General features: G+C 34.0%; 24 protein-coding genes and 1 riboswitch. Of the genes, 6 read left to right on the top strand and 18 right to left on the bottom strand.

Translation table 11 applies throughout. The features are described 5' to 3' along the window. Positions 1–18: 18 nt before the first annotated feature. Positions 19–1,551: an L-lactate permease gene (locus HX049_RS13440; protein ID WP_286416445.1), complete on the bottom strand. Its 1,533-nt coding sequence runs from the start codon at positions 1,549–1,551 to the stop codon at positions 19–21. Between the two features lie 253 nt (positions 1,552–1,804). On the opposite strand from HX049_RS13440, the gene HX049_RS13435 reads away from it, so the two are divergent. Both HX049_RS13435 and HX049_RS13430 read left to right on the top strand, forming a co-directional pair. Then, positions 1,805–2,323 (top strand): DUF6452 family protein, encoded by a 519-nt coding sequence (locus HX049_RS13435; RefSeq protein WP_286416443.1) that lies wholly within the window; start codon positions 1,805–1,807, stop codon positions 2,321–2,323. Next, complete coding sequence (locus HX049_RS13430) at positions 2,277–3,149, top strand: DUF6048 family protein (protein ID WP_286416441.1); 873 nt, start codon at positions 2,277–2,279, stop codon at positions 3,147–3,149. Before HX049_RS13435 ends, HX049_RS13430 begins: the two co-directional genes overlap by 47 nt. A gap of 55 nt (positions 3,150–3,204) precedes the next feature. On the opposite strand, the gene HX049_RS13425 is transcribed toward HX049_RS13430, so the two are convergent. The 3 genes from HX049_RS13425 to HX049_RS13415 are packed head-to-tail and all read right to left on the bottom strand — an operon-like array spanning position 3,205 to position 5,042. Further along, a complete protein-coding gene (locus HX049_RS13425; protein WP_286416440.1) occupies positions 3,205–3,750 on the bottom strand; it encodes a putative glycolipid-binding domain-containing protein in 546 nt (181 codons plus the stop codon). Position 3,751: 1 nt separating this feature from the next. Continuing rightward, complete coding sequence (locus HX049_RS13420; RefSeq protein WP_286416438.1) at positions 3,752–4,543, bottom strand: class I SAM-dependent methyltransferase; 792 nt, start codon at positions 4,541–4,543, stop codon at positions 3,752–3,754. Positions 4,544–4,556: 13 nt separating this feature from the next. After that, positions 4,557–5,042, bottom strand: coding sequence for a 3'-5' exonuclease (locus HX049_RS13415; protein ID WP_006260008.1), 486 nt, complete (start codon positions 5,040–5,042; stop codon positions 4,557–4,559). Positions 5,043–5,263: 221 nt separating this feature from the next. On the opposite strand from HX049_RS13415, the gene HX049_RS13410 reads away from it, so the two are divergent. Further along, positions 5,264–5,536 carry a hypothetical protein gene (locus HX049_RS13410; RefSeq protein ID WP_286416437.1) on the top strand — a complete coding sequence of 91 codons (273 nt, stop codon included), beginning with the start codon at positions 5,264–5,266 and terminating at the stop codon, positions 5,534–5,536. A gap of 6 nt (positions 5,537–5,542) precedes the next feature. Here the strand turns inward: HX049_RS13410 and HX049_RS13405 are convergent, their stop codons facing one another. The 4 genes from HX049_RS13405 to HX049_RS13390 form a co-directional block, all read right to left on the bottom strand. Further along, positions 5,543–6,079 carry a GRAM domain-containing protein gene (locus tag HX049_RS13405; RefSeq protein ID WP_286416435.1) on the bottom strand — a complete coding sequence of 179 codons (537 nt, stop codon included), beginning with the start codon at positions 6,077–6,079 and terminating at the stop codon, positions 5,543–5,545. 29 nt (positions 6,080–6,108) lie between these two features. Next, positions 6,109–6,777: a hypothetical protein gene (locus HX049_RS13400; protein WP_286416434.1), complete on the bottom strand. Its 669-nt coding sequence runs from the start codon at positions 6,775–6,777 to the stop codon at positions 6,109–6,111. A gap of 115 nt (positions 6,778–6,892) precedes the next feature. Then, complete coding sequence (gene fabG / locus HX049_RS13395) at positions 6,893–7,639, bottom strand: 3-oxoacyl-[acyl-carrier-protein] reductase (RefSeq protein ID WP_006260004.1); 747 nt, start codon at positions 7,637–7,639, stop codon at positions 6,893–6,895. A gap of 68 nt (positions 7,640–7,707) precedes the next feature. Next, positions 7,708–9,009, bottom strand: coding sequence for a Na+/H+ antiporter NhaC family protein (locus tag HX049_RS13390; RefSeq protein WP_286416433.1), 1,302 nt, complete (start codon positions 9,007–9,009; stop codon positions 7,708–7,710). Between the two features lie 61 nt (positions 9,010–9,070). Further along, a riboswitch (SAM-I-IV-variant riboswitch) is annotated at positions 9,071–9,171 on the bottom strand. Positions 9,172–9,509: 338 nt separating this feature from the next. Here HX049_RS13390 and HX049_RS13385 point away from each other — a divergent pair. Further along, positions 9,510–11,660: a TonB-dependent receptor gene (locus HX049_RS13385; RefSeq protein WP_286416431.1), complete on the top strand. Its 2,151-nt coding sequence runs from the start codon at positions 9,510–9,512 to the stop codon at positions 11,658–11,660. Positions 11,661–11,752: 92 nt separating this feature from the next. On the opposite strand, the gene HX049_RS13380 is transcribed toward HX049_RS13385, so the two are convergent. Next, positions 11,753–12,715: an NAD(P)H-dependent flavin oxidoreductase gene (locus HX049_RS13380; protein WP_286416429.1), complete on the bottom strand. Its 963-nt coding sequence runs from the start codon at positions 12,713–12,715 to the stop codon at positions 11,753–11,755. A 358-nt stretch (positions 12,716–13,073) separates the two neighbouring features. Here HX049_RS13380 and HX049_RS13375 point away from each other — a divergent pair, with 358 nt between their 5' ends. Beyond that, on the top strand, positions 13,074–13,571 hold the full coding sequence (locus tag HX049_RS13375) for a hypothetical protein (protein WP_006263740.1): 498 nt from the start codon (positions 13,074–13,076) through the stop codon (positions 13,569–13,571). Between the two features lie 64 nt (positions 13,572–13,635). Here the strand turns inward: HX049_RS13375 and HX049_RS13370 are convergent, their stop codons facing one another. The 8 genes from HX049_RS13370 to HX049_RS13335 all read right to left on the bottom strand — a co-directional run bounded on the left by HX049_RS13370 (position 13,636) and on the right by HX049_RS13335 (position 20,552). Next, positions 13,636–14,244 (bottom strand): hypothetical protein, encoded by a 609-nt coding sequence (locus HX049_RS13370; protein ID WP_286416427.1) that lies wholly within the window; start codon positions 14,242–14,244, stop codon positions 13,636–13,638. Beyond that, positions 14,234–14,722, bottom strand: a complete 489-nt coding sequence (locus HX049_RS13365) for an RNA polymerase sigma factor (RefSeq protein ID WP_286416425.1) — start codon at positions 14,720–14,722, stop codon at positions 14,234–14,236. Before HX049_RS13365 ends, HX049_RS13370 begins: the two co-directional genes overlap by 11 nt. Positions 14,723–15,309: 587 nt before the next feature. After that, on the bottom strand, positions 15,310–15,909 hold the full coding sequence (locus HX049_RS13360) for a hypothetical protein (RefSeq protein WP_286416424.1): 600 nt from the start codon (positions 15,907–15,909) through the stop codon (positions 15,310–15,312). A 95-nt stretch (positions 15,910–16,004) separates the two neighbouring features. Then, positions 16,005–16,625: a DUF4240 domain-containing protein gene (locus HX049_RS13355; protein ID WP_286416423.1), complete on the bottom strand. Its 621-nt coding sequence runs from the start codon at positions 16,623–16,625 to the stop codon at positions 16,005–16,007. 281 nt (positions 16,626–16,906) lie between these two features. Further along, complete coding sequence (locus HX049_RS13350) at positions 16,907–17,470, bottom strand: Crp/Fnr family transcriptional regulator (protein ID WP_025126173.1); 564 nt, start codon at positions 17,468–17,470, stop codon at positions 16,907–16,909. Between the two features lie 6 nt (positions 17,471–17,476). Continuing rightward, a complete protein-coding gene (gene ribB / locus HX049_RS13345) occupies positions 17,477–18,133 on the bottom strand; it encodes a 3,4-dihydroxy-2-butanone-4-phosphate synthase (RefSeq protein WP_286416422.1) in 657 nt (218 codons plus the stop codon). A 3-nt stretch (positions 18,134–18,136) separates the two neighbouring features. After that, the gene (locus tag HX049_RS13340) at positions 18,137–18,358 is read right to left on the bottom strand and encodes a DUF2798 domain-containing protein (protein WP_286416421.1); all 222 of its coding nucleotides are present in this window, start codon (positions 18,356–18,358) and stop codon (positions 18,137–18,139) included. A 409-nt stretch (positions 18,359–18,767) separates the two neighbouring features. Next, positions 18,768–20,552, bottom strand: a complete 1,785-nt coding sequence (locus HX049_RS13335; RefSeq protein ID WP_286416420.1) for an ABC transporter ATP-binding protein — start codon at positions 20,550–20,552, stop codon at positions 18,768–18,770. 177 nt (positions 20,553–20,729) lie between these two features. Here HX049_RS13335 and HX049_RS13330 point away from each other — a divergent pair, with 177 nt between their 5' ends. Next, positions 20,730–21,362, top strand: a complete 633-nt coding sequence (locus tag HX049_RS13330; protein ID WP_286416419.1) for a porin family protein — start codon at positions 20,730–20,732, stop codon at positions 21,360–21,362. A gap of 109 nt (positions 21,363–21,471) precedes the next feature. On the opposite strand, the gene HX049_RS13325 is transcribed toward HX049_RS13330, so the two are convergent. Next, the gene (locus HX049_RS13325) at positions 21,472–22,326 is read right to left on the bottom strand and encodes a GNAT family N-acetyltransferase (protein WP_286416417.1); all 855 of its coding nucleotides are present in this window, start codon (positions 22,324–22,326) and stop codon (positions 21,472–21,474) included. Between the last annotated feature and the right edge of the window lie 126 nt (positions 22,327–22,452).

Below are 22,452 nucleotides of genomic sequence, written 5' to 3'. Positions count from 1 at the left end.
TATCTATCTATTTAATTCTTAACTTCCAATATATACTATCAAGCCTGCTATTAAAATATATAACAATGCAAAACCGACAGCTTTTTTAAGGATAATACCTTCTTTACCTTGTTCTCCACAAGCTGTTGTAGCTACAGCAATACTCTGCGGAGAAATAATCTTTCCACCTGTAGCACCTGTTGTATTCGCTGCTGCCAACCATCCTTTATCTGCTCCAATCTTATCGGCAACTGTAGCCTGTAACTTACCAAACAAGATATTAGACGAAGTATCACTACCTGTAAGAAAAGTACCTAATGCTCCTATTGCAGGCGCAAAGAATGGATAAAATGCTCCTGTCGCTGTTGCTAAGGCTAATCCTAGAACAGTAATCATACCTGACAAATCCATTAAAGTAGATAAGGCGATTAAGCAACATACTGTGATAACAGTTTTTTTTAATTGGACAGTTGTCTTACCTAATAAAGCAAACAACTCACTTAGAGAAACTCCTTGTATAAGTCCTCCTATTAAAGAACTTACAAAGATAAGTACTCCTGTATCTGTTAGCCAATATATCCCCACAGTACGGATACCTCCAGCTATATTAAAATTAAAATTCGTTTGGAATATTTCCCAATTAGATTTCATCATTGTTGCAAAAGGAAACAGAGGACTAGTCAATAAAACCAGTAATAAGATCAGCCCATATACACTCCATGCCTGAAAGATACTTAGATGGCTAAAGCTGTGCTTCTCTATTTTGTTTTCTTTCTTTGCCGTGATTTTTCCAAATACAATAATGGTAATCACCGAGGCTATACTTCCTAAAATAGCAGGAGTCTCTGCTCCTATATATACTGCTGCATAATATTGAACAGCTAAGGTAACACCTCCTACTAGAAGACTTAAAATAATGTTCTTTGGGATAGCTTTTACAGATTTATCTGCTAATGTTACAATTAAAAATGGAACTAAAAACATCAATACTGCTAACTGCCAAACTACATGGGCACTAATCGTGGTAATCTGCTCTACCATATCTACTTCTCTAGCCAAGACAATAACTGGAATACCAACAGCTCCAAAGGCTGTAGGCACACTATTAGCAATCAAGCTAACAACGGCTGAGAACATGGGCTTAAAACCTAAACTAATCAAAATAGCTGCAGGAATAGCTACTGCTGTACCAAAACCTGCCATTCCTTCTAACAATCCTCCAAATCCCCAAGTCAGTAGTAATACTTGAATAGATTTATCTGTTGAAATAGCCGAAAACTGTTGTTTAATAATCTCTATTTTCTGAGATTCTACTTGTACATTATAACTATAAATAGCCATTAAGATAATAATCAAGATAGGAAAAACAGCTTTAACTACTCCATATATCACTGATAAAGAAGTATCTATCAAAGAGAGATTAAAACCAAATAACGCTATTAATGCTGTAACAACTAAAGTAATACTGGCACTTTTCTCACCTGGCAACTTTAAAAAACCTAACAATACAATTAACAATATAACAGGGGTAACTGCTAATATTACCTGCAAACCTGAAACAGTTTCTAACATTTTACTTAATCTTTACTTATCTTAGAACTTTAAATATAAGGCGTTATTTACAATTACTATGTTAATTACAGTCATAAAAATCCAAAAAACGACACTATTTAGAATCTTTAAAGCAAAAAAGAATCATTTTCTCTACATTTATTCCAAAACATTTATACTCTAAAAGTATAGAAGTTGACGTCGAACTTTTTTAAAGAGTTCTGAATTAGTTTTAGTATTTTTGACAACTTATATACAGAGATAAAAAATCTATATGAAAAAACTAATATTGGCAGCAGTATTTCTAAGCTTAGGAAGTTTTATTTTTAGCGCTTGTGAGAAAGATGATATTTGTGGTACGGAAGAGCCTACTACGCCTAACTTTCTAATTGAATTCTACAATTTTGAGGATCAAGGAATCGCTAAGAATGACTTAGTTGAAGCTTTTGTTGCAGGTAGAGAAAAAGATGTTATCAAAAGCAAAGCAAACAAATTACTAATACCGCTTCGCTTAGATAATCAAGAATCTGAATGGATACTTAAATCAATAAGAAGAACTCAGAATCAGACAGACACACTTTATGATACATTGACTTTTAAATATAAAATCAATACCAAGTATCTTAATAAAGCCTGTGGATATGTATCTACATTTTCCTTAAATCAAGATGGTACTTCTCCTTTGTTAAACGGAGAACCTCAACAAACGAGTGGTAACTGGATCAAATATTATACAACAGAAACAAATGAAATTCAAGATAGCAAACAAGCACACTTCAAGATTTATTATTAATTGTGGTTTACTACTATTAGCTTTCTCTTCATTTGCACAAGAGAATAATCCTACAGAACTAAAGACTCCTGCTCCACTTACTAATGCTGCAGAAGAATCACCTCATTACTACCCACAGAGATATGGACTGCGTGTGGGAGTTGATTTATTTAGAATCACGCGTTCATTCTATGACAATACTTATCAAGGTTTTGAAGTAGTTGGGGATTATCGTCTTACTAAAAACTGGTATGCGGCAGCAGAGATAGGTCATGATAAGATGGATAGAGATGAGAGCAGCTATGGTTTTACAACCAATGGTAACTACATTCGTATAGGAGGTAACTATAACCTATACGAAAACTGGTTAGATAGAGAAGATATGATCTATGTAGGTTTTAGATACGGTTTTGCGACCTTCTCTCAAACTCTTAATTGGTATCAGTCATATACTACTGACCCATATTTCCCTAAAGAAAGAATAGAAGTAGATCGAAAACAAAGTGGACTTAGTGCACACTGGGTAGAATTTGTAGCAGGTATTAAAACAAGAGTATTTAGCAATGTCTTTATGGGATTCACCATGAGACTAAACGGACTTATATCACAGACACAACCTGATGATTTTGAGAACCTATATATTCCAGGGTATAACAAAAAACACAGTGGTAGTATCGGTGTAGGGTTTAATTATACCATCTCTTATTTATTTCCACTGTATAAATCTAAAAAGGATAAGTTTGTTGTCCCTACTGAAGAGGAAGCTAAGTTTGACTTAGAAGGGAATGCCATAGAACAAGCTGAAGACTTAAAAATGATTGAAAACAATAAAAAGAAGAAGAAATAAGCTTCTTTTGAAACGTATATAAAAAAGCCCCGATCTTCATTGGGGCTTTGTCTTTTTATAGTCTGTTGAATAACTTCGGATAATTAGTCACTAAGCCATCTATATCTACTTCTATCGTAGACTCGAAATCACTCCACAAGTTTTTATAGTGATAAGTGGTCTTAGATAGTCTCTCATAACGCTGCACTACTCTAGTAAAACGCTCCTCTATAGGGTTAATATACAGCACTGCAATCTCCTTAGACTCTCCTATCGCTAAGTTAAGTCTATTAATAGGCAATGCATTAGTAAAAGGTGTCACAGAAATATCTATATCTAAACAATCGTGTAACTCTGGATGCTCTTGTTCATCTATAATCCACTGATTATTTAACTTATATCCATGTATAGTATAGTGCTTATGCCCTACCTTACTAGTGATATCAAAGAATCTAGTCTCCCACCTCTGATCTACTACTACCTGATACTCTACACCATACACCTGATTATTCTTATTTCCTACTAATTCCCCTTTACTGTGAATAGTTTCTCCTTTATCAATCAGGACACATTTTTCAATCGATAAATTATCGACACCTGTCCAGACTATATTTTTCTCCATACTATTGAAGTTTAATTGCTACTGTACCTATAAAAGTTGGTAAATAATGATCTACTACAAAGCGAGGATGTGGTTGAAATACCTCTTCATATTCTTTAATTAAAAAACCTGCTTGTAGCTGTCCTCCTATCAAATCTTGAAGACTATGTCCGAAGACGAAAGCCTCCTCTTTATTTCTTTTTTCTTCTACCTGATCTGGAGTCATATCTGTCAAGTCTGCATAAGGAATCTTATACATAGGCTTCACAACTCCTTCTGCTGCATACTTAGGATCTCTATCGTGTATAAATATCACTGGATTATAGAAGCTACTGATTAGTCTTCCTCCCTTGTCCAACACGCGATAACACTCTCTCCAGATCTTCGTCACATCACTTACATAATGATTCGATATCGGATGTACAATAATGTCAAAACTATTGTCTTCAAACATCTCTAGATTCGTCATATCCCCTTCTACAGTAGTTAGGTCAAGACCGTCTCTTAGCTCCACTTGCTTATCTTTATTAAGTTGCTCAGTAGACAGGTCTAACACAGTCACCTTACCTCCTATAGCCGCTAAAATAGGTGCTTGTTGCCCTCCAGCAGATGCTAGACATAATACGCGCTTTCCTTTTACTTCGCCTAACCAATTCTTATCTATTGGAGTTGGCAACACATATAATTCCCATTCACCTTCTTTAGCTTTTGCTACTGTCTCTGCACTTACAGGTATAGACCATTGTTGATTAGCTAACGCCTGTTTATCCCAAGACTTCTTATTGTGTGCTAAATACTCTTTACTGTTCGTCATAATTTTGCTATTATTAAATTAGACCTCCTTGCTTTAAATATTGATCAAACAATATTCCGCATACTTTAGCATCACTAAGAGCATCGTGGTGATTTAATGCAAGATTATACTTCTCAGCCAAAGAAGCTAACCCTTTTTTATACAATCTATAAGTACAATGCTTCTCGTATTCAGGCACAGCCAAGTTATAATACTCTAATGTCTTCTCTAAGACTGGAAAGTCAAAGCCAAAGCCATTATGTGCTACTACATTCTGAAATTGTATAAAGGGTAATATCTTATGCCAAACTTCTTCGAATGTAGGTGCATACTGTGTATCTTCTGGTGTGATACCGTGTACGTCAATAAATTTGCTCCAATAGACATTCTGAGGAGGTTGTACAAGAATGTTTAAAGAATCTACTATAATTCCGTTCTCAAATACAACTAAGCCAACTTGGCAAATACTATTGCGCTGAGGCTGAGCTGTCTCAAAATCTATAGCTGTAAATTTATTCATCGAAGTATTGTAATCATAATAGCTAAGGTAGTCTTTTTTGATGATAATCTATTAGCCTACTTACAAAAAACATCACTTTGCTAATTTTTTTAGCTAATCTATTGGAGTTAATCTATTAAATTATAATTCACATACAGGCATAAAAAAACGACTTTAATGTATATAGTCGTTCTCTATCAAAATATTTATTGTATCTTACTCTTATTAAATTACTTACTACGATGAATAAGCACTTTATTACCTACGCAATTCTATTTAGTATCATTGGTCTAAGTATTTTTTCTATTTACAAAAAGACTCGGAATCAAGCATTTATTAATCAGTTTATTTCCACACATAGTGCGACTATAAAAGAGATTAATTATTTTGATTTAGGGTTATACAGCTCTCTTAAACTAAGAGATCATCATGGCAACCAAGTAGGCCTTTCTTGTTTTTTTGCTGATTTTGAAAAGCTTACACATGCAGCAACCGAACATTTACTTAAAGAATAACTCGTGCTACTTTATCTTTTTCTGAATAACCTCTAACCACGTTTTTCTATCATTGACCACAAATACACATCGGTCTGTGGCAGTCTGTACTTCTATTCCATTATTAAGCAACCACATCACTCTACAAGGCTTGATCGTCTTAATATCTTCAAAAGGGATACGCACCGTACTCTTCTGTATATTAAACTTATGAGAGTGAAACACTAAGGTGTCTTCTGTCAAGCCCAGTTTACCCCCTAAGGCTTCTTTACCTAAGAACATATTAGCTACTCCGTATACTTCTAGCTCTTCTCCTTCTGCTAATGGTATTTGTAGCTTTAGTTCCACTTTTTTGGTCAAGGTCTTAATAGCGTAATACATCAATACAGAAAGTACAATACTATACACCAACCCTTTTAAAAGATAGTTCTCCCAACTTTTAATAGCTCCATCGAATAACCAGTCAAAAAGAAGCATTATCAACACATATACTATAAAGAAGAAAGCTAATATTGTTATCTTATCACTATTACTTATACCTATTGTATCATTTCCTATTTTCATAACATTTATTTCTATATTATTTTAACCATCTAATATCTATAGTAAATATACAATATAAACAAGATTTGTATCCCTACTAAGGCATAAAACATCCATAGTCCAGGAAGTAACGCTAAAGGATTAAAACGAAGTGTTGTCAACTGTTGTAACAAAGTAGAAGGCCCATTGCCTAATTTAGCATTTGAAAGGACGTAGTTTGTCGTTTTTCGTTGTACCATACCCGCTACATGATTATCTTCATTAAGCGCTATTAGCTCTCTCTGTATCGCTTCTTTATCAGGTTGACTTCCAAACAGTGTAGGTTTTTTCTGATGTAGATATTCCATCAACTGAGCCACGTAATTGGTAATAAATACACTTCCTTGCCTCTCCCATAATAAAGAGATTGCCTTCTGAATAGCATATTTATTAGCTACATAGAAATAGGCGATAATCATCACTACTTGTAAGAGAAAGATGATAATCACAGAATAGTTTATATCGCTAAAAAAAGCTGTGAAGTTATCCCAAAAGCCTTGTGCTTCACTTCCTTTTCTCAACTGATAAATCTTGCTCATTGAATAGAAAAAAATCCAAAGAGACAAAAATACACCTACCATCATCATGCTTAGCCATCGAATCAAACATATAAACACGATTCTAAATGACTTAAGGCCTTGTTTTCCTACTGCTACTCCTTTATCTAATACCTTCTTCATTTTTTTATTTAAAAGTACTGAGTATTCCCTAAAAGACAAAAAATAATTAGTGTTGAAACTAAAAAAGGCTACCTGATTACTCAGATAGCCTTTATATATGGTTATGTGTTCACTCTTAAGTAAGCATTCCACCATCTACATTAATCACTTGACCAGTGATATAAGCAGACATATCAGAACCTAAGAATACACAAGTATTTGCGATATCTTCTGGAGTACCTCCACGTTTTAATGGAATAGCATCTCTCCATCCTTTTACTACATCTTCAGGAAGTTTACCAGTCATCTCTGTTTCAATAAATCCAGGAGCAACAACGTTACAACGGATATTACGAGAACCTAACTCTAATGCGATAGATTTAGAGAATCCAATAACTCCAGCTTTAGAAGCAGCATAGTTCGCTTGTCCAGCATTTCCTTTTACTCCTACTACAGAACTCATATTGATAATAGACCCTTTTCTGTTTTTAAGCATTGTGCGTTGAACAGCTTTTGTCATATTAAATACAGACTTCAAGTTCACTTCAATTACAGCATCAAAATCTGCTTCAGACATTCTCATTAATAAGTTATCTTTAGTAATACCAGCGTTATTAACTAAAATATCAATGTTTCCGAATTCTTTTAAAATCTCTTCTACCAATTGTTCTGCTGCTGTATATTCAGCTGCATTTGATTGATATCCTTTTGCCTTAACACCTAAAGCTGTTAATTCTTGCTCTAATTCTACAGCTGCCTGAGCAGAAGAACTATATGTGAATGCAACACTTGCTCCTTGTTGAGCATATGCTAAAGCTACTCCTCTACCGATTCCTCTTGTAGCACCAGTGATAATAGCGATTTTACCTTCTAATAATTTCATGTGTAAATCCAATTTTTGTATTTGAACCGAGGACAAATATAAACAATTTGTATTTTCTCACGCCCCTTTTATGCTGTTTGTGTACTTTTTCTCAAAAAAATCATATAAGTTAACGTGATAATCAACAGAGCAACAAAGTAATACGAATATTTCATCAAATCTAGATAATCTATCTGTCCATTAGTAAAACTTAATAAGATCAGTATCTGTGCTCCATAAGGTAAGATGCCTTGAATAATACAAGCGAAAATATCTAATATAGAAGCAACGCGTGGTCTTTCTAATTCATACTCTGTAGCAATATCCCTAGCTAGATTACCTGCTACCAAGATAGAAACTGTATTATTAGCTAAACACACTCCTATCGATGACACTAATCCTGCAATACCGAACTCAGCCCCTTTAGGAGATTTCATCAGCTTCTTCATTTGTTTTAACAGCCATTGAATCCCCCCCTGATCTTCTACCATCTTCGCCAATCCTCCTGTCAACATAGACAATAAGAATATCTCATTCATAGAAACAAAGCCTTCATACGTCAAATTAGCAAAACCTAATACATCAAAATCCGCTTGAACAAGCCCAATAATTCCCGCTACCAAAATACTGATAAATAAAGCTACGAATACTTGTACTCCTACTAAGGCTAGTACGATAATTAATATATAAGGGATAATTACCCAAAAATTACTTGTATCTCCTAGCTCTAAGGCTACATCTGTAGCCCCTCCACTCATAAAGAATAAACCTACTATCGTAATTAAAGCGGCTGGTAATGCTAATTTAAAGTTAGCTCTAAACTTATCTTTCATCTCACATCCCACCGTTTGTGTAGCTGTAATCGTTGTATCTGATATAATAGAAAGGTTATCCCCAAACATCGCCCCTCCTAATAGCGTTCCACATAATAGCCCCATAGAAGTCCCTGATTTCTCGGCTAACCCCACTACAATAGGTCCTAAGGCTACAATAGTTCCAACAGAGGTACCTATCGCTAAAGATAAAAAACAAGCAATTACAAAGATTCCAATAGCTAGATATTCTATTGGCACTACACTAAGTCCAATATTTACCATCGTGTCTACTCCTCCTATTGATTTAGTCACTGTCGCAAAAGCACCAGCCAATAAATAGATAATACACATCGTGATAATCTTACTATCTCCACATCCTTGAATAAGAGAAATAACTTTCTCTTGCATTGGTGTTTTATAAAATAATAAAAATGCGGATACCACTCCGACAAATATTGCTATAGGAGATGGTATTTTATAAAAATCACCTAATAGTATACCTGAGCCTAAAAAGATGGCAATAAAAATAAAAAAAGGAATAAAAGTGTAAAACTTGTTATCTGACATAGCTTTCATTTAATAATAATGTTATTACAAATAATTTGCCAGATTGGTAGAAATAAAACTTACTAAGGAAGTAAACAACATTTTTTCCATTTCTGGCTTATCGATTGCAGCACCTTGCTTGTTGTTGCAGGTTGCTATTCTACTTATTAAGTAGAATTCTTGATAATTAAAAGACAAAGATAATCGTTTTTTGAAGAAATGCAAATTACATAAGTATACTCGACTCTAAAAGCAGCAATTACAGACTCAATCATCTTATCAATTATAGCAATATTCATTTAAAATTACAGCCTTTAAAAATTAAATATTTGATTTCTATAAACTGAGTCTATTAAATATTTCACACTACAAATTGATAAAAAAAACACATCCAAAAAAAAATAAAAAGATTATTCGCATATATCACACATATGACCTCTTAGCAATTCAATATTTTATAAAAATCTATTTAAACCAATTCTAAATAACATCATGTATATACCTTTACATTCTAATTAAAACATAAAAAAATGAATGTAAAAAAAATTACACTACTCACTCTACTTCTAACCAGTTCTACAATACTAGCGCAAGAACAAGAAACAAAAAAAAGCGATGAGCAGCTAGAAGAAATTATCGTATCTACTACAAGATTACCAGAGATAAAACGCAATAGCTCAAGTTCTGTTATTGTCATTACTCAAAAAGAAATAGAAAGTTATGCTCAATTAAATCCTGATATGTCAGTTATACTAGGTCTTGCAGTGCCTTCTATAGGGTTGAGCTCTAATACTACTAGTAATAGAAGTCAAACTATCCGTGGTAGACAGATACTAGTCTTAATAGATGGTGTACCACAGAGTACTCCACTGCGCAACACAGACAGAGATCTTCGTACTATAAGTCCTTATGCAATCGAACGCATTGAGGTAATCGAAGGAGCCACTTCTCTTTACGGCAATGGAGGTGCTGGAGGTATTGTGAACTTTATCACGAAAAAAGCGAATCAAAACAAAACTTTTAGTGGAAGCACTTCTATAGCCTTATCTGATGCTACTTCTACTAAAAACAACAATACACATGGGTATCAATTAAACCAACAGTTCTCTGGTAGACTAAAACAAATCGATTACTTAATCAATGGCAACATCATTAAATCTGGACGAGCGATAGATGGTGAAGGAGATTATATCTCTCCTCGTTATGGATTAGGAGAAGTAACAACACAAAATCTATTAGCTAAGATAGGTTATGACTTTAATGATAACAATCGATTAGAAGCAATGTATAACTACTACAGTGCATTACAAAACACAGATCTAATCGCAAAGGGAGGAAAATACCTCGTATCTCCACAACAAGGGGTTATCGGTACTAAAAACCCATTAGCTGAAAATGAAGGTACTAAGTACAATCACAATGGATATCTAAAGTTCTCAAGCAAAAATATCTTGGACAATGTTGATTTAGAGGCTTCGGTATTTGGGCAAAAACTATATACTTTATTTGACTACAGAGAGCATAATCCTAAATCTCCACGATGGGAAGAAACAGGTGGTCAAGCAACTATTAAAGCAGAGAAAATTAGTGCTAGATTAAGTATCATCTCTAAACTAAACTTCACTGATAATATCAGAACAAACTATATTATAGAAGGTGATTTCTTAATTGACAAAACTAGCCAGCCCCTTGTTGATGGGCGATTATGGGTTCCTGAATTAAAAGCATACAACAGTGCTGGATATTTACAAACCCGTACTGTATTCTACGAAAACCTAACTCTTAAAGCTGGGGTGAGATATGATAATATTCACGTAAAGGTACCTGACTATAAAACAATTCCTTTAAGAAAAGGGCAACAGTGGTTAGCGATAAAGGGAGGAAACTTAGATTATGATAAAGCACTATTTAATGCTGCATTACAATACAAAGTAATAGAAGAATTCACTCCTTATGTTTCATTTTCTCAAGGATTATCAATTTATGATTTAGGTCGTATACTTAGAAATGCTAAAAGCAATGTTGTCTCTAAAATAGAAACAGATCCTGTAGTAACGAATAACTATGAAGTAGGATTCACCTCACAGATAGCAAATAATTGGAACTTTAGAATAGCTTATTTCTGGTCTATCGCTAAACTAGGTAGTGATCTTCAGGCAGGTGAAGGAGGATTCTGGGAAGTAGTGAGAAGTCCACAAAGAATCAATGGTATTGAGATCGCTCTAGATGGTAAACCTATCAGCTGGGCAACTATAGGAGGAAGTTTTTCGAGCTATGAAGGAAAAATGAAATCTAACAACAGTGGTAGTTATGATACTTATATGAGTGGTTTAAATATTGCTGCGCCTAAACTAAGCTTATTTACAACAGTCACTCCTATTGATAATTTATGGTTAAACTTATACTATACCCATACCTCTAAACGAGATAAATTTGAACCTAAGCCTAATAAGTTAGGAGTATTAGTTTATAATGAAGGGGAAGGTAAAGTATCTCCTATTGACCTTTTTAACTTCAATGCTACCTATCAATACAACAAATCTATACAATTAACATTAGGAGTAGAAAACCTATTTGACAAATCGTATTATACATCCTCTTCTATGATAGTAGCTAGAGATGCAGAATATGCAAGAGGGAATGGTAGATACTACACACTAGGATTATCGTTTAGATACTAAATCTAAAATGATCATACAACTATATAATTAGTAAAAAAGAACAGCTCCTTTTGGGAGCTGTTCTTTTTGTATATTCATCAAATGATATGGTCTTAAAACTTAATATTCTTCTGAATATCAGCATTCTTACTCAGTGCATTTTTATATTCTTCTTTTAACTGACTAACAAGATCTTTAACACTAAGTACTTTATCGATACCTGCTGTACCATGCCCAGCAGACCAAATATCTTTCCATGCCTTCGCATGCTCTCCTGTTAATTTAGAAAAATCCTCTTCTTTCTTCTCTGATAGATCTATTCCAGCCTTTTCTATACTAGGTTTTAAAAAGTTAGCATTCACACCAGATACTCCATCTGTATACATAATATCATCTATACCTGAGTCAACAATCATTTGCTTATATTCGTCTACAGCTAAACATTCATTAGTTGCTATAAAACGAGTTCCCATATAGGCCATATCAGCCCCCATAGTCTGCGCTGCTAATACATCACTTCCTGTATCTATACTTCCTGCTAATAATACTGCTCCTTTAAAAAAGCTCTTTACCTCAGTTAATAAGGCAAAAGGACTCGCAGTACCAGCATGACCTCCTGCTCCTGCAGCTACACATATTAATCCATCTACACCCGCTTCTGCTGCTTTCTCAGCATGTCTTTTCTTCACAATATCATGGAAGACTAACCCACCATAACTATGTACCGCATCTACTAGATCCTTCACTGCTCCTAATGAGGTAATCACTAAAGGCACTTTATACTTAACACACAATTGTAAATCAGGCATCACTCTTGGGTTGGTCTTATTCACGATTAAGTTTACCCCAAATGGAGCAGGCTTAATACCTGTCTCTTTCTCAAAGGCTGCTAATTCTGTTGTTACCTCAACTAACATCTTTTCAAAATCCTCTGAACTTCTTCCATTCAAAGCAGGGAATGTACCTACGATTCCATTTTTACAACACTCGATCACTAACTTCGTTCCAGAAACGATAAACATAGGAGATACTACAATCGGTAATGTTAGGCTATTTTTAAATTCTTGTATAGTCATATAATAATATATTTAGTTAGATAATAGACACTATAAAGTACTAACGTAAGATAAGTCAAATAATTGATTGTAGAAAAGTAATTTTGCTCTTCCTATAGAAAAGTAGCAATTTTAAAACTTGTCACATTTTTTACAATAATTTACAAATTAGCTCCTAATCCTCTTATAATTCTACTACAATCTGTTAAGTCCACATTTTTTTATTTCTTTTTTAAAAACAACTAACTTATTCTTATTAAACATTTAAGCCTTATGAGTAGCCGTATTTAATGCCATAACAAGGCACTCCTGCTTATTTAGTTTGAATTCACACACATTTTGTACTACTTTTGAAATGCAAAAAAAACAAAACATTACAATGAAAAAATTATTGCTTTCAGCTGCTCTTGTTGTAGCGGTAGCTTTTACTGCTCAAGCACAAAAAGGACCAAAAAACGCATTAGGTTTGCGTTTTGGAGGAAACCACGGTTTAGGTACAGAGATCTCTTACCAGAGAGACTTATCTAAAAACAACCGTTTAGAATTAGATCTTGGTTGGAGAAACAACAATGACTTTGATGCTGTAAAACTTACAGGTATTTATCAATGGGTTTGGAATATTGAAGGAAACTTCGATTGGTATGCTGGTGTAGGAGCTGCAGTAGGTACATGGAACTCTAGCTACTACGAAGGAAAAAGAAAACACTCTGATAGTGGAGCATTCGGACTAATCACAGGTACTGTAGGAGTAGAATACACTTTCCCTGAATTTCCAATACAAGTAGCCTTAGACCTGCGTCCAGAGATCTACTTAAATGACAGTTACCGCGATGGTATTTATGCAGATTTCGGTATTGCAGTACGTTACAAATTCTAATTACTTTTTTGCACCTGAAAACGATTTAAAATACAAAGCCACCCATAAGGTGGCTTTACTTTTTTTATTGAATAGCTTGGAGAGCTTTAATCATTTGCTCTAGCTTCACTATCTTTTTTGAATTCATCTTTTTATTCCAATACATATTCACTCCGGCCCAAATCCCTAATACAGCATAATATCCTGCTAATACAATATAATACCCTATCGATATTGCAGTATCTACCATGTCTATAAATGGATAAGAGTATATAGCTATCCCAACTATAAAAAGTAAAATATATACATTCATCCATACTTTAGACAATTGTAATTGTTGTTTCTTTTCTTTTGTCAACAATACAATATAATCACTTGTAGTCTGTGTTAATATAGAGCTTGGTATTAAACCATTTAAGCGATAATAACTCGTCATAAACATTATGATTGCTAAAACACAAATTATACTCCCTAATACTACCCAAATAGATCCATAGAACACTGTTCCTTTTAATAGTACATTAATCCCGATAATCCATCCTATAGTAAACACTCCTATTATAGCTAGAGCCCAATTCATCTTTACTTTCTTTAAACGATAGGTATCTATAGACTGATAAACTTCCTTAATATCGCTGTGTTCTACTCTCGGAATAGCCCAAAGCTGTTCTAAATTTACTTGATTACTTTCCATAGTTATTGAGTTTTTGATATAGTTCTTCTTTAATACGATGTACTCTAGTACGCACATTAGCATGTGTAAGTCCTGTCACATCAGCAATCTGTTTTTGATCCACCCCCTCTAGAGTCAGCGAAATAATAATTCTATTAATCTCTGTGAGTTCACTAATGGCTTGATAGAGTTTTTGAGTATTGGTTTCTTTGTACTCCTCCTCTACACTTTTGCTCTGTCTTATCTTGTTTTCATCAGGCATGACTTTTTTACTCCGTTCTATTTGCCTTAAACAGATATTTACAGTGATCCGGTATATCCATGTACCATAGCCTGAATCAGCTCTAAACTTGGGCAACTGATTCCACACATTAACGAATGTCTCTTGTGCTATATCTTTAGCCCAATCCACATCGTTAACATACCCTAGAGCCAATCGATAAATTCGTTGCCAATATTGTTCATAGAGCGACTCAAATGTTTCTTTATACTTACTCATGTGTGTTGATTGGTTTTGTAATTTAGATACGTTGTATGGGGATATGTTACAAGAGAATCAAATATTAATCTTTCTATAATTGGTTCTTTATCAAAAAAACATTCTATTGTATAAATTTAATTCAGATATACAGCGATAACAAAAAAAGTATAATTTTGAAATACAATACTAATTAACAACAAGTTAACCAAACACAAACTGACAAAATGGACAATAATAACAAATCAGAATGGCTAAAGAGAGTTAACTATAAACTTGAGAATTTACCTGAGAAGTTGACTTGTTTATTGATTATCTAACAGAAGAAGAATCATCTAACATTCCTCAATGGCAACAAAACATGGTACTTGATCGCATAGAGAACTCAACAGAGTTTGTAGACGCCTTCGAAATGTTAGCTCAGTTAAACCCAGATTCCATTCGCCCAATACTACGAATAAATTCTACTTTACATCTCTTTCATTTCTTCTAGAACCATACTTTAGTATGCTTTTTTCATAAATTCAGAGCTGTTTTGTATGATTTACTCTCGTTAATAGGTCTATCGCGATCTGGGTTAAAGAATGAATAAAAAAAGCATAGATTACTTACAACCTATGCTTAAAATATTTTAAATCTGATTTCTTCACTTCTAATGAATATACTTTCTCTCTAAGTATATTTAATTGTCTTAAATACTCTGATTCTCTCGTTTGTTCTATATATCGAATCAAGTGATCAATTAGAGTTAGCGCTTTGCTTCGCCATTTTACTACTTCTCCTACTGGATGATATACCTGGCTCTTTAAATAAAGCTCTAGATTAAACTTGACCATTTCTTCCTTCGTGATATTAGGGAAGTCTTCTTCTGCCCTTACTAGTGTACTTAATATATCCTCTACTCTAAAGCGAATACCACGTTCACATAATACCTTAAGAGCTAAAAGTTCTTCTTGCTGTACAAAGTATAATGCTAGAGGTTCATTAAACTCCTCATAACTATACCAGCCTCCATGAGCACAAGAGATTAGCTCCTTATATCGCTTAGCCTCTTTCCACTGCGCGATTATAGTATCACGCACCTCATTATATCTCGTTAATCTTTTATGCTCTTCTTCTAGCGTAATCTCTAAAGCATTATAATGATATTGGAGACCAAGTTGTTTATAATGCTTCTCTATCTCTTTAGTTAATTTTGTGTAACTCATTATTAATAAAATAGACTATCCTGTAATTCTATACACAAAAATAAGTTTTAGAATTTATAATTCTAGTTTTATGATATATTTTATCTCTATACAAACTACTCCTCTCTCCTTAGCTCTCCTATTTCTTTCACTAATGCAGGATAGTGTGCTTGTAACGCTGTACCTGTATAAGGTGGTCGAGTCCATTGTGTGTCTATAACATCATAATGTTCTATATCTTGGTACAATTCATTTACAGCATCTGTCACAAAACTAGAATCCTCTGTTCCATACTTGGCATCATAGGCTAAATCACTCACATACAATAAGCCTTCCCCCCATGTATCTCCTATATCGAAAGAATATTTGCCACTTATAAAGGCATTAATATCCTTTATGATATCGTAGAAAAACTCTTTTCCTCGTAAAATTAACCAACACCTAAAGTAGATAAATCCATCTGTAGAGATATGATCATCAAAGTTATAAATCCCATCCTCTTCTTGAAAACTGTTTTCTAAAATAATACCTAACTCTCCTATCTCTACCTTATCTAGTTCATTGATTTTTTTTCTCAATGTCATTTCAAAGAGAATCATCTCCTCTGAAGACAATTCTGTTAAGAGAGCAGTTAGTTCATCAATATGTTCATCTATATCATAATTCTGCCAACTATCACTAGTATTAGACTGTTTTATTAATTCCCAAAAGAACTGTTCGTTTAAATCTATATTCATTGTTTTATATGCTTATGTCAGTATTACTAAGATACAACTTATTCATCTTATATTGCTTAAATCAATGAAATAAAAAACCCTCTCAACAGCACACACTCTCAAGAGGGTTAAACTCAAAATTCGCATTAGTCACATACTACAAAGCAATTCTACTTTATATCTATTTCATTAACTCTAAAACCATACTACAATGCTTGTATTGCTAATTCAGACCTATTTTGTATAATCACTTTTCGTTTATATGTTTATCACTTATTTTGAGTTAAAATAAATAATCCGACTTATTTAGATTTTATTCTACTCAGAGTTTCTTGAGATATATTTAAGTAAGAAGCAACTATCTTATTGGGTAGTCGTTGTACGATAAGGGGATTTAATTTGAGTAGCTCATTATATCGCTCTGCCGCATCCATGGTCACCATAGCGTGTAATCTATTGGTATTATTGATATAAGCGAATTCTAAATACTGCCTGTAGAACTTCTCCCACTTCGGGACTAACTCTAATAAATTGTAAAAATCAGCGTGCGTAATAGAATATACTTCGCTTATCTCTAGTGCTTGTAAATATTCGGATGACGTAGAGCTATTGATAAAACTCACTAGGGCTGTAGCAAACTGATTTTCAAAAGCAAAGAATCTCGTAGCATCTTGCCCTGCCTCATTGATATAAAATATACGCAAACACCCTTTACACACAAAATAAAGCTTCTGTGCACTCGCCCCTGCTGATGTAAGTTGTTCTCCCTTTTTTAGTTTCTCATAGTGAAAAAAAGAAAGTATTACATCTAGCTCCTGATCATTTAATTCAACTCTATCTTGTATATAATCTATTAGCTGCTTCATTACTTATTATTTTTCTGTAACAAAAGTACGGTAATATACTAAGTCTGCTATACTTAACACCATCATTTTGTGCTCTTTTGCAAACTCCACTACCTCTGGCAATCTTGCCATTGTACCATCGTCATTCATTAATTCACATAATACTGCTTGAGGAGGTAAACCGGCTAACTTCATTAAGTCAATCGCACCTTCAGTATGTCCATTGCGCTCTAATACTCCTCCATTTTTTGCTCTTAATGGAAATATATGTCCTGGGCGTGCTAGATCAACCGGTTTAGCATTCTTATCACTTGCTGCTCTTACGGTAGTTAATCGGTCTGCGGCAGATAATCCAGTGGTTACCCCTTCTGCAGCTTCTATAGTTACTGTGAAAGGTGTTTGAAATCTAGAACTATTTTCTGTCACCATATAGGGAAGCTCTAATTCGTCTGCTTTATCATTTGTTAGACATAAACACACTACTCCACTACAGTAACGAATCATCATCGCCATATCCTGTTCTGACATTAAATGTGCTGAGAAGATGATATCTCCTTCATTCTCTCTATCTTGATCGTCTAATAAAAGAACACCTTTACCGCTCTTTAAAAAACTCAACGCTTGATTAACTCTTTCTTGACTATCCCAACCAAATTGGTTAAGGGCATTTTCTAATGTATTCATATTTTACTCTTTTATTAGTCTCTCTGCATATTTGCGCGCTCCAGGAATAATTAGAAAGGCAGAAGCATAGGCCACTGGTAACATTACACTCCATGCTTTTAAAAACATAAAGAACCATCCATCTCCAAAACCATAATTTCTAATCAACCCTACAAAGGCCATAATAAGGGTCATCGGGATAACCACAAATAGCGTATTTACATACTTATAATACTTCGTTTTCATTCTTTTATTTTTTATTTATTGACAAGACAAAGTTCTTCTTCCTAACCTCGAAAAACATTGACGTAAGTCAATAAATAAACACACTCAAAAAACCTTAGTACACACCCAAAAAATAAAGCCACCGCCTAAGCAGTGGCTTTATTACACAACCTATACTTGTGAGAGTCTAAATCACATAATATGTATAATCTTATATCAGGTTGGCGGTATCTTTTTTGAACTATAATTATTAGCTTTTCCGACTTTATCTCTTGAGAGACACTAATAATTTTGATCTTTTGGTTCAGCAAATATCAACTGTCTACAACCCTAAAACATTGACATAAGTCAATAAAAACGCTTTATAATAAATAAAGCCACCGCATACGCAGTGGCTCTATTACACAACCTAATTTATAAATGTCTATTTTTAATCTTGATGTAACGTTTGTGATATTTTCTCTAGGTTTAAACTATTTGCCATAGCAGAGAAGATCTCATAATAGGTATTCTTATTTTCATACAGCTCCTCATGTTTACCATTCTCCACTACCCTTCCTTTTTCCATCACTACAATATCATGAGCATCTATAATCTGAGAAATACTATGTGATACGATAATCACTGTTCTGTTTTCCTTAATTGCGTCTAAACTTTTCTTGATCTGCTCCGTAGCGATAGCATCTAAACTAGCTGTTGGCTCATCTAAGAAAATAATAGCAGGATCTTTTAAGAACAACCTCGCTATAGCGATACGCTGTTGTTGTCCCCCTGATAACAGGCGAGCATCAGACTCATACCCTTGAGGAAGATCAATGATCTGCTCGTGAATATATGCTTTCTGTGCTGCGAGTTCTACCTCTTCCATAGTTGCATTAGGGTTTCCATAACGTATATTCTGCGCTATACTGCCTTGGAATATATGATTCTTCTGAAGTACAAGCCCTATGTGCTTACGAAGTTCTTTAGTATCGTATTCTCTTAAATCTACACCATCTAACAGTATTTGTCCAGAAGTAGGTGCATAGAACTTATCTAATAAATTAATCACTGTACTCTTACCTGCTCCACTGAGCCCTACAAGAGCAGTAGTTTGATTAGGTTCTATCGTCATAGACACTTCTTTTAAAGCGCTTGTCCCATTAGGATAATCAAAAGAAACATCCTTAATCTCTATCTCTCCTTTAATTTCGGTAGGAACATAAGTACCTGTTGTTTCTACTTCATGATCTGCATTAATAATCTCAAAGAAAGTCTCTGAGTAAATCATTGCATCGTTCACATCATCATAGATACGGTGAAGCTGTCTAATAGGAGCTGTAACGTTATTAAATAATAGAACGTGAAACATAATAGCTCCTACAGTCATCTCTCCTTTTAGAACAAAGTAAGCTGTCATCAGGATAATCACTACAAGTCCGAACTGCTCAATAAACCCTTTTACAGCATCAAACACAAAACTCATCCGCCTAGTCTGTAACTGATTCTCTGTCATATCATATTGAATCTCTTCATGCTTCTTCGCTTCTAAAGGCTCTCTTACAAAAGACTTAATGACAGTAATAGAATTAATCAGAGAGATAATACCATTGTTTTTATTCTCTCTATAGCTACGCATTTTTCTTCTAAAACCTTTTAATTTGCTAGCCTGAAGCTGACTCACATAGAAGTATAAAGGAATCATCGCTGTACTAACTATACCCACATACACATTAGCCGTATAGATAAATATCAACGCCACTACAGCATTAGCAAACAAAGGCAAGATATCGATAAAAAAGTTCTGAATCAATCTAGTAATACTCCCTACTCCCTGATCTATACGAGTCTGTAGCTTACCACTATCATTCTCATCAGAGGTATAGAAAGCCATTTGATAGGTCAATATCTTTGTAACGACTAACTGTGAAATATCTCTAGAAACATAAATACGCAGTTTCTCCCCAAAAAACTTCTGTCCAAACTGTATAAAGGCATTTAAAATTTCTTTTACAATAAGAACAACAGTACTAAAAACAAGCATCTTATACCCCCAAGCCAAATCCTTCACTCCACTTACTACATCATTTAACGTATCCACCATAGAGCGAATAATAAGTGCATTTACCTGCACTGCGAAGGACCCAACGGCTGTCAATATCAATGTCCCTATGATTAACCTCTTATAAGGCATTACAAAAGGCTTTATCTGTTTAAGTATTTTTATCAAACTCATGGTACAAAGATAGAATTGTTCTAAATAAAAAGCTTTGATTTAAGTCAATAAATTCGCTTGTTTTCAATCTATTACACAATCACTTATTCTCATTTTGTCACCTAAACACTTTACAGTCCTTGTTTTTATGAGAAATTCGCACTAGTTTTACGTTAAATTTAACAATACATTAAAGATATGAGAAAAATTACTTTATCATTAGTTGCAGCCCTAGCAATAGGTTTTTCTGCAAATGCACAAACTCCAGATGTAAAAATCGGAGCTAAAGCTGGTTTAAACGTTTCTAACCTTACTAATTCTGATGCGTCTTCTCGTACGAGCTTTCATGTGGGAGCTGTAGCAGAGATTTTTATTAATGAAAAATTCTCTATTCAGCCTGAGATACTTTATTCAGAACAAGGTTTTAAGATAAAGGAAAGTGATTCGTTCAATGGAGTACAAAATAAAATTGATGTAACAAGTCAATTAAGTTACATTAATATTCCTATAATGGCTAAATATTACCTTGTAAAAGGGTTAAACGTACAAGTAGGACCACAATTTGGATTTAATGTTAAGGCTAAGAATAAAATTAATGATTTAATTATTGCTGGTCAAAATGTACAAGGAACAGGGTTTGACGACATTGATAAAGATTTTAAAGACAGTGTTAAATCTTTTGATTTTGGCGTAAACTTCGGAGCTGGATATGAACTTCCTATGGGAGTATTCTTTGACGCTCGTTATAACGTAGGTCTTTCTAAAGTAAACAAAGAAGGAGAGGCTTCTAAAAATGGAGTATTCCAACTATCTGTAGGATATAAATTCTAATACAGATACCTAATATAACTATGGAGGTTCTTATCGGATGATAAGAACCTCTTATTTTTTTATAAATACCACAAAAAAAGACCTAAGCATTGTTTAGGTCTTAGTTATCTTATGATAAAATATTGAATACCATCAGTACCCCTGGTACTTGTACTTCTTCTTTCTTATATTCTTCTAAACTGAAATACTTCACAGCTCCTATTTCATTAGTAGCTTCTATAGTTTCTCCATTTAGGCTATAACTATAACAGTCTTGTTGCATCATGATATTAAGCTTCTCCCCATAGGCAGGAGCAGTGATATGATGTAAAAAAGTCAGCCTATCTACGTCTAGCACTAGATTTAACTCCTCTTCTATCTCTCGAATAAGAGCAGTTCTACTCCCCTCTCCTTCATCGATCTTTCCTCCAGGTAGATACCAAGCCTTCTTATTATTGCTATACGCTAGTAATAGTTTACCTTCTTCTACTACGACAAGCCCTGCCGTATCTAGATCTATCCAATTTTCTTCTACAACAGGTAGGTGATACACCTTCATCATACGACCAGGGACACTAGTTAACACCTGACGTACACATACACCTCCCATTTTCTCATAAAAGAGATTTGCATTAGGCTCTGCATACACCTCTATATACTTATATCCTCTGGACTTAGCTATCGCTTTAATTTGAGACATGATCACTCGCCCATATCCTTTATTAATATGTGCAGGCAATACCCAAAAGTGGTCTATACATAGGTAAGGGCCTTTATCTTCTAATTCAAAAAAGCCAATATATTCATCTGCATAAAAACATTTGATAAGTTCTCCTTTTCTAAAATTAATATCTGTGATTGTTAGATCATCTGTCCACATAGACATATATTCCTCTCTGTATCCCCAATATCTCTTGGAAGCTAATGCAGTCTCTGTTAGTAATTCACAATCTGCTACTGTAGCATTTTTGTATGAAATAGTCATTTTATAGTAATTGTTACAAGATAGTCAAATGTAACATTTATGACTTTAAAATTCCGTTTATTCTAGTTTATTTACTATAAAAACCTCTATTAATCAAATTCAAAACCTCTAAACCAATCCCTTATA

The organism is Myroides odoratimimus, assembly GCF_030326305.1.
In the GTDB taxonomy this organism is placed as follows: Bacteria; Bacteroidota; Bacteroidia; order Flavobacteriales; family Flavobacteriaceae; genus Flavobacterium; species Flavobacterium odoratimimum_A.
This window is presented reverse-complemented; position numbering and strand designations above follow the sequence as displayed.